This is a genomic window from Streptomyces fuscigenes (assembly GCF_021556455.1).
GTDB lineage: Bacteria > Actinomycetota > Actinomycetes > Streptomycetales > Streptomycetaceae > Streptomyces > Streptomyces fuscigenes.
The window spans coordinates 1-2,044 of sequence record NZ_JAKGCV010000675.1 but is presented as its reverse complement, the minus strand read 5'-3'; the positions used below and the strand labels follow the sequence as shown (position 1 = coordinate 2,044).

The 2,044-nt window shown below is 76.2% G+C and carries 1 protein-coding gene; it reads right to left on the bottom strand.

Annotation, left to right across the window (positions count from 1 at the left end):
* Nucleotides 1-103: 103 nt before the first annotated feature.
* The gene (locus tag L1885_RS27640; protein WP_235799884.1) at nucleotides 104-2,020 is read right to left on the bottom strand and encodes an anthranilate synthase family protein; all 1,917 of its coding nucleotides are present in this window, start codon (nucleotides 2,018-2,020) and stop codon (nucleotides 104-106) included.
* Nucleotides 2,021-2,044: the final 24 nt, after the last annotated feature.

Genomic DNA, 2,044 nt, shown 5'->3' with positions numbered 1-2,044 from the left:
CGGTGCGCCCGGACCGCGCGCCGCGCCGCGGGCGGGTCCCGTACCCCATGAGCGGAGGCACGGGTCCCGCACCCCGCTGAGCCGGTGCGGGACCCGCCCCGCGTCAGCCGGCCGCCCGGGCGCGGGCCGGGCGGGCGTGGTCCAGGAAGCGGGCGATCACGCCCACCCCGTCCCGGGTGAGCACCGACTCGGCGTGGAACTGCCACGACGCGAAGCCCGGCCCCCGCACCGCGTGCACCTCGCCGTCGGCCGCGTCCCGCGCGACCTCGATGCCGTGGGCGGCCAGTTCCCGGGCCGTGCGCTCGTCGCACCGGGCCGTGAAGCTGTTGTAGAAGCCGACCGTCTCCACCCTGCCGAACAGGTCGATCTCCCTCTGCGTGCCCTGGTGCGGCTCCCGCTTGCGCACGATGTCCAGCCCGAGTTCGGCCAGCAGCAGTTCGTGACCGAGGCACACCCCGAGCAGCCCCTGCTTGCGCGCGGCCACCAGGTCCGCCGCGAGCCCCCGCATCAGCCGGATGCGGGGATCGCCCAGGTCGTTCGGGTCGCCGGGGCCGGGACCCAGCATCACGGGCCCGTCGTGCGCGAGCACCCGGCTCCGCAGGCCCGGCTCGTCGTGGGGACGCACCGTGACCACGAGGCCCGACGAGCGCAGCAGGTGGGCCAGCATGGCCGTGAAGGAGTCCTCGCCGTCCACCACCAGGACGTGCTCGCCGGTGGCGGGCGCCGCCGCCTCCTCGTCCGTGCGCATCCGCAGCCAGAACGGGGCGAGGTCCGAGCGCCGCGCGTCCAGCGCCGCCCGCACCCGGGGGTCGTCGGACAGCCGCGTGCGGGGCGCCGCCCGCCCCGCCGGGGTCGGGTCCGGGCCGCCGACGCCGAGGGCCGCGAGGACGCCGGCCGCCTTCGCGTGCGTCTCCGCGACCTCGCCCGCCGGGTCCGAGTGGCGTACGAGCGTCGCGCCCACGCCGACCCGCAGCGCGCCCGAGGCCGCGTCGATGTCGGCCGTACGGATGAGGATGGGCGAGTCCAGCGACTGCGCGCCGCCCGCGTCGCGGCCGAGCAGGGCGAGCGCGCCCCCGTAGTAGCCCCGGCCGCCTGACTCGTGGCGCTCGATCACGCGGCAGGCGTTGCGCACCGGGGAGCCGGTGACGGTCGCGGCGAACATCGTCTCGCGCAGCACGTCGCGCACGTCCAGCGTCGAACGCCCGCGCAGCTCGTACTCCGTATGGGCGAGATGGGCCATCTCCTTGAGCCTCGGGCCGACGACCACGCCGCCCCGGTCTCCGACGGTGCACATCATCTTCAGTTCCTCGTCGACGACCATCGACAGCTCGTCGGTCTCCTTGCGGTCGCCGAGGAACGCCAGCAGGTCCTCGGCGCTCGGCCCGGCCGCGCCCTTCGGGTAGCGGAACGTGCCGCTGATCGGGTTCATCACGACCGTGCCGCCGCTCATCCGCACGTGCACCTCGGGGCTCGCGCCCACCAGCACCCGGCCGCCCCCGCCCGTGTGGACGACGAACGTCCAGTACGCGCCGCGCTCGCCCACCAGCAGCCGCCGGAACAGCGCGAGCGCGTCCGGGCGGCCGAAGCCCGGCACGCGCCCCGAGAAGGTCCGCCGGATGACGAAGTTCGCGCCCTCGCCGGTGCCGATCTCGTCCTCGACCACGCGCCGGACCACGTCGGCGTAACGCTCGTCGTCGAGGTCGAAACCGGCGTCCTCGACGCGTACGGCGTGCGCGGGCAGCGCCTCCAGGGCCGCGGCCAGCGGCACTTCGTACGACTCGTCCGCGACCAGAACGGCCAGCGGTGTGCCGTCGTCGCGCACGTCGAAGCCGCGTTCGCGGATCTGCCGGTAGGGCACCAGCGCCAGTGACGGCAGCTCACCGACGGGCAGGTCACCGAGCCGGTCCGCCTCGTGCACCGCGCCGACCAGCACCTCGACGACGTCCTCGGCCCGGCCGGGGGTACGGCGGCGCAGCAGCGCGAACGGCGGGGCGTCGGCCGCCGCGAGCCGCCGCAGCAGCCGCGCGACCGCGGCCGGGTCCGG